6 protein-coding genes are annotated in these 6,548 nt (G+C 60.8%); 2 read left to right on the top strand and 4 right to left on the bottom strand.

Annotated elements, in window-relative coordinates; translation table 11 throughout:
* The coding region (locus FJ320_06800) for a hypothetical protein (GenBank protein ID MBM3925685.1) at window positions 1-1,748 on the bottom strand (1,748 nt) is incomplete at its 3' end.
* 73 nt (window positions 1,749-1,821) lie between these two features.
* Complete coding sequence (locus FJ320_06795; GenBank protein MBM3925684.1) at window positions 1,822-2,520, bottom strand: FecR domain-containing protein; 699 nt, start codon at window positions 2,518-2,520, stop codon at window positions 1,822-1,824.
* Window positions 2,521-2,805: 285 nt separating this feature from the next.
* On the opposite strand from FJ320_06795, the gene FJ320_06790 reads away from it, so the two are divergent.
* Window positions 2,806-3,765, top strand: coding sequence for an LLM class flavin-dependent oxidoreductase (locus FJ320_06790; GenBank protein ID MBM3925683.1), 960 nt, complete (start codon window positions 2,806-2,808; stop codon window positions 3,763-3,765).
* Window positions 3,766-3,989: 224 nt separating this feature from the next.
* Window positions 3,990-4,694 (top strand): response regulator transcription factor, encoded by a 705-nt coding sequence (locus FJ320_06785; protein MBM3925682.1) that lies wholly within the window; start codon window positions 3,990-3,992, stop codon window positions 4,692-4,694.
* A gap of 118 nt (window positions 4,695-4,812) precedes the next feature.
* On the opposite strand, the gene FJ320_06780 is transcribed toward FJ320_06785, so the two are convergent.
* Window positions 4,813-5,049 (bottom strand): hypothetical protein, encoded by a 237-nt coding sequence (locus FJ320_06780; protein MBM3925681.1) that lies wholly within the window; start codon window positions 5,047-5,049, stop codon window positions 4,813-4,815.
* Window positions 5,050-5,410: 361 nt separating this feature from the next.
* Window positions 5,411-6,547, bottom strand: coding sequence for an LLM class flavin-dependent oxidoreductase (locus FJ320_06775; protein MBM3925680.1), 1,137 nt, complete (start codon window positions 6,545-6,547; stop codon window positions 5,411-5,413).
* Window position 6,548: the final 1 nt, after the last annotated feature.

Below are 6,548 nucleotides of genomic sequence, written 5' to 3'. Positions count from 1 at the left end.
GGAGGTGGTGCGCCTGTCGGTGGAGGCGGAGGTGGTGCGCCTGTCGGTGGAGGCGGAGGTGGTGGCTGCCCACCCGGCTGCCCTTCAGGCGGCTGGGGGCACGGAGGACCGGCGGGGCCGCCGCATCCCAACGCCCCGTCAGGTAGGCCGCCCGCTCCAGGGCCCGGGCACGGCGGCTGGTTCGCTCCACCGCAGGGCCCTGCGCCCGCGCCCGGCTTAGGACATGGAGGCTGGCCGACAGCGCCGCATGGCCCTGCTCCGCCCGGAACACCATCAGGGTTCTGTGGGCATGGCGGTTGCTGAGGCGCGCCGCAGGCTATGGGTCCGCCAGGGAAATCAGGACATGGAGGCTGTGCTGGCGCGCCGCACGCGATGGGACCAACCGGGCCGCCAGGGCACGGCGGCTGGTTCGCTCCGCCGCAGGCCGCAGGCCCGCCAGGGAATGTCGGGCACGGAGGCTGGTCTTGCCCTCCGCACGGCCCCAGCGGGCCGCCGGGAAGCGGGAACTCAGGGCACGGCGGCTGACCTGCCAGCCCGCAAGGCCCCGCCAGCCCGGGGAAGTCCGGACAAATCGGCTTCCCAGGCACTCCGCACGGTATCAGCCCCTCCTTAAACTCCGAAAACCCTCCCGTATCGATTCCACCAAAGAACGACGTAAAGAAGGCTGTAGGATCAAACCCCGGCCCGCCCGGCGGGCCTCCCCCCGCAAATGGTACCGGCGGGAACTCTCCATAAAACTTGCCCACTACTTCATTCCCGCCGCCCTGCTTAAACGCGTTGCCAAAATTCTGGAACTCCGGCGGAAGCGCCGCCGGCCCCACAAAGAACTTGCCCGGGTCAAAGAACGACGCCGGGCCGTTGGGGCCAGCCGGCCCGCCAGGGCCATTCGGGCCTCCCTGGAACACCCTGAAAAAGTCCGGCGGTGGCAGCAGCGGCCCGCCTGGCCCACCAGGTCCGCCCCCTCCTCCTGGAGGAGCAGGCGGCCCCGCGATTATCGGTAGGAAGTTTGCTATTCCCTGGGCCAGGTTCCCATGATTGCCGAATATATCCGCCAGCTCCGGCGGCAGGAAGAAGGGTGGAGGCGGCCCTCCGGGTCCTCCCCCTGGGGGAGGTGGCGGCGGTCCCTGGAAATTGAACCCACCCGCAAGGTTGCCCACAGCCTTGGCCATGGCCTGGTTAAACGCTTGCGCCGGGTCTATCCCGGAACCGGCCTGGAAAACGCCTCGCGCCTCATCATCCAGTGCGAACAGCCTACCCGCCGCCAGCAACTCCGCCCCGGGAACGTTGGACAGGTCGTCCGTGTTCTGCAGTATCTCGAATATAGGTGCTTTAAATACGTTACCCGCGGGCTGCGGTATGTTCAGCGCGTCCCCCGCCTTGGCCTCGTAGAACACCAGCCCGGCCTGGCCGGGAACGTTGTCATCCGGTGGGGCCCCGCCTGCCTCACCACCCGGATTAGTTGGAACGCTATCGTCAGGCGGCGCTCCTAGCCGCAGGGTACCCTGTCCCGCCTTGGCGAAGGCCGCCACCACCACCGGCTGCGTGCTCTGCACCACCGCCAGCACCAGGTTCTCCTGCGCGTCCTCCCCTGCTCCTTCCGCCGCCGGCTCGAAGCCCAGCGCGAACACCGCCCGTCCCTCCCACTGCGCCGACGGCGCTGACTCCGCCGAGCCTAGCGAAATGAGGAGCATCAGCAGGGCCATCAGGCCAACCGTGGCCCACCTCAACGCTCCGCCGGACCTGGGCATAGCTAAATGTTGCGTCTTCACTTCTTGTTCACCTCAAAGCTGGCAATGGTCATGTAGCCCTTTCGACCACTACCTATTCCTTCAGCGTCCCGCGTATCGTTATTACTTCGCTCGCCGTCGCGATCTCGAAGACCGACGGCGGATATACCAGGTCCTCCCTCACGTCGGCGGTTATCTTCCCCCGCACCAACGCTATCCTGGCTGTGCGAGTCCGCACCGCCTCTCCCTCCCACGTGACCCTGTAGTTCTGCACCTGGACTTCCGTGCTTGGCTCCAGCACAATCACGCTCCCATCACTGAACGTCACCGACGCTCTGGACGCCGACGGCGTCCGTATCGAGTCCCCCACCGCCAGCGATACGTTTCCGCTCGCCGCCAGCCAGTTGCTCAGGCCGCTGACTCGGTATTCGCCCGTCCCTTCCTTGACCGCCAATTGGGCAATGACCGTCCTGACTATGGGCGTAGGCGAAGGAATCAGCGTTGGGGTAGGTGTTGGCGTGGCGCCGGGTCGGGTGGTGGCCGTGGCGGTAGGCGTAGCCGCAGCTGTGGGAACGACTGTGGGGGCCGATATTGAAATAGGTGTGGTGCCGGTAACCGGAGTGGGAATAGACGTCGGGGTGGCCGTGGGTGGTAGAGACGTGGCCGTGGGTGGTAGAGACGTGGCCGTTGGTGATGGCTCCATAGGTGTGGAATCACCGCCCCCTCCCGACGTGCACGCCAGAGCTATGAATAAGATCCCAGCCGCCGCCAGTAGCCCTCTTGCAAGGTGCATGGCGAACCTCTATTAATATTTCGGACTCTTCTAAGGGAAGCTGCCCGCAAGCCAGCTAACTACTTTACAACAGAAGTCCGAATTTGTACAAGGTGCTAACACCCTTTCTACTCGAAAAAGTCATTCCCAATCGCTCCAATAATAACCCCTATTATGAGCCTTTTCGTAATCTTGCTTGCTGCTAAAGCAACTTTCAAATGTTGTCACCTAAGCTAATGCCCGGCTTCTTGCGTTAACTGTACTTTCGGGCTATGTTCATACGGACTTTCCATCAGCGAGGCCACCATGCCCACCACCAAAAGCATCGGCATTGCCGTCTCCTCCTCCACCGCCGTCGAAGCCCTCGACCGCATCCAGCGCGCCGACACCTTCGGTATCCCCGCTGCCTGGATGACCACCAGCGCCGCCGGCCCCGACGCCCTCACCATCTTCGCCGCCGCCGCGGCCCGCACCCAGCGCATAATGCTAGGGACCTCCATCACCCCCATCTGGCCCAAGCACCCCATCGCCATCGCCATGCAGGCCCTCGTCGTCCATCAAATCAGCGGCGGTCGATTTCGACTCGGCCTCGGCCCCAGCCACAAACCCGGCATCACCGCAGCCTTCGGATTTGACTTCAAAGAACCCCTGACCCACCTCAAAGAACACATACAAATCATTAAAACCTTGCTTCATAAAGGCAAAGTGGACTTTGACGGCCGCTACTACCACGCCCACGCCTCCATCCCAACTACCGCTCCCGTGCCCATCATGGCCTCCGCCCTGCGGCAGAAGTCCTACCAGCTCTGCGGCGCCCATGCCGACGCCGCCATAAGCTGGGTATCCCCCTGGACCTATCTCCGCGACACCGCCCTTCCAGCCCTCCAGGCTGCCGCCAAGGCCGCCAACCGTCCCACGCCTCCCCTCATCGCCCACTGCCCTATCGCCGTCCACACCAACTCCGCCGAGGTCCGCCAGGCCGTCCGCGAGCAGCTCGGCTACTTCCCCCGGCTCCCCTTCTACGCCCGGATGTTCGCCGACGCCGGCTTCCCTGAAGCCCTCCAATCCGCCGCCTGGAGCGACGCCATGATCGACTCCGTCGTCGCCCACGGGTCGGACTCCCACGTAGCCGACAAGCTCAAAGCTCTCCTCGCCTACGGCATGACGGAAATCATCGCCACCCCCATCCTCGTCGGCCCCGACAAAAATGCCGCCTGGGACAAAACGGCGCGTCTACTGGCTGATGTTGGAAAAACGCTGGACTAGTCCTTACGGTTTTGTCTAGTTAAGAACGGAAAGCCGGGGTTTCAGGCAAATATTCGTCATGAAACGCCCTCTCTCAAACAAAAACCACCTAAAGACTGTCCGTACGGGTGGTGCAAGCGATTGGTCTCTGTTTAACATAGATTATGGTTTAAGCCACTCCCCACGGAAACCAGCGGCCCCTCAGAAGCGCCTCCGGCTGAAGTTGATAGCTTTAAGGAGCAGTAATGATTAACGTCCTGGTTGTTGATAACCACACCCTGGTACGACAGGGCATCATTCGTCTTCTCGCAGTCGATGACAGTATTAACATCGTCGGCGAGGCATCCAACGGCTTTGACGCTCTCGGAAAAGCCCGTGATTTGAAACCGGACGTAGTGCTGACCGATATATACATGCCTGGACTAGATGGCCTCTCCCTTACCGGGCTGCTCAAAAATGAGATGCCGGAGGTGCAAGTGGTCATCGTTTCTGCCTCATTGACCGAAGAGGACATTGTTGAAGGCGTGCGTTCGGGCGCCCGCGGTTTTATCCCCAAGAACACCGATGCCGCCAACATGATCAAGCAGGTGAAGCAGGCCGCCGCTGGCGGCGTAGCCCTGACCGAAGACGTGACTGCCAAGCCGGTTACCGCGCTGGCCCAAAAAGTCGAGCGGCGCAACAGCGGCAACTCCATCCTTTATGCTCCTCTATCTGAACGAGAAAAGGACGTTCTGGAATTCATGGCCCAGGGGAAATCCAACAAGTACACAGCAGACGCCCTGGTCGTGTCAGTCAACACCATCAGGGCCCACGTGCGCAGCCTTATGCAAAAGCTGAACGTGGAAAACCGCACCCAGCTGGCCATTTACGGCCTCAGGGAAGGCTTTGGATTGCACCGGGCTAAGCCGGTGGTTAACAGTCAATCACGGTCCGCCGCGCAGGCGCCTTAGACTGTCCTGCCATGAGTAAATTCCACTACTTAATATCGTAGCGCGAGATTAGCAGGGAGGTGCCAGGGGAGGTATTCCGATTGAGAACAACGCTGGCATTCAGTGAAGTAGACGTCGCCTAATCCCAATGAAACCTATGCCGGTTCTTATAAAAATAAAGCAGCACCAGCGCCGCGCCCGCCACTCCTCCCATCACCATCGCCCCGTCATCAACCAGCCCCCGGCTCACAAAATCCAACAACCCCAAAATCCACCGCGCGAACTGATAGCCGAAATACGCCCCCACCAACACCACCAGCCCCACCCCCAACACCCTCACCCACTGATTACTCGCCGGCCCGCGCCTATAATACATTTAACTCTTCTCCGATCATGGCTCTCTCTCCGTCGCAAGTGACATCCGGGAACTTGCATAAGGTGCCACTGCTACGTTCCATATTACTGATCCCAGCTCCATGAGCTATCTTTTCTGGTCTCCTCTCCCCTTGAACGCCTGGTGCTAGTTGAGGCCAGAGGTGTATGAAAGGACTGACTGGCCTCCAAGAAAATCCCTTCCCCCTTAATGGGGAAAGGCGAAGGTTGAGGACTCACCGTGGAGAGATGAGGGTGAAACCCTAGAGGCACGATGCTTTATCACTGCCGCCTGCCATGCTGCGCTTATACATTCTCTCGCTTCCCGCGGGAGAGACAATGGTTGGGCCTCCCGTATAACCCCGTTACCCCTCCTTCAGCGCCGGTATCACTTCCCTCCCCCATAACTCTATCGACCTCATCACATCCTTATGCGCCATCGGCCCCTCCTGCCCGTAAATTAGCAGGTGTCCCGCCTTCAGGTCGTCCCGAAGCATCTTCATCTTCTTAATCACCGTCTTCGGACTGCCGACGATTATGTTATCCATCTCCACAAGCTGCTCGTAACTCCACTTCCCAAACCCGGGCTGCACCCTCCGAGACGCTATCTTCGCCGAATCCCGGCTCCGATACCCTGGCGGGTCCATATGCTCCTCCGGCCCCGCGAAGCGATACTTCTCATTCCACATAAACCCTTTCCCTATCTCATACGCCTTCTCATCCGTATCCGCCACAAAGGCCCGCACCAGGTAGCCGTAATGCTCCGCGGTCGTCTTATGCCCTGCCTCGTGGGCCGTCTTGTGGTACAGGTCGTTTATCTGTATCGCGATGTCCTTGAGGCTGCCCAGGCATATGTACGTGTACCCGCGCTCCGCCGCCCACACCACGCTCTCGACGCTCGATGTCCCTGGGTACCATATAGGCGGGTGGGGCTTCTGTATCGGCTTCATCCACGGGTTCACCACACGGTGGTGGTAGTGCTTTCCCTCCCACCGAAACGGCCCGTCCGTGGTCCACGTCTTCACAATCAGGTCGTGGGCCTCCTGGAACCGCTCCATGTTGTCCGCCGGGTTAACATTGGCCTGTAGGCTCTCGACGGGCGTCCCCCTCACAAACCCTGATATAATCCGGCCCCCCGATATCACGTCCAGCATGGCGATCTCCTCCGCCATACGTACCGGGTCGTTCACCGGAATCACGTTCCCTAATATCGCTATCTTGCACCGGCTGGTCACTTTGGCGATGACCGCCGCATCGATGTTCACCGCTGGCTTCATACACCACCAGGCGTTGTGGTGCTCGTTGGTCATGATGCCGTCGAACCCCACCTTGTCCGCCAGCCCGTACTGCTCGTGGTACTGGTTATATAGTCGATGCGCCTTCTTCGGATCGAACAGCTTATTTGGCAGCGTAAAATACGAGTCCTTCTGGTGCTTCGACAGCGTCTCCTCATCCATGGGCGCGTAGCCCATCTCCGTAAACCAGTGCACCTGTACCGTCATA

The organism is SAR202 cluster bacterium (genome assembly GCA_016872285.1).
GTDB lineage: Bacteria > Chloroflexota > Dehalococcoidia > Lucifugimonadales.
This window is presented reverse-complemented; position numbering and strand designations above follow the sequence as displayed.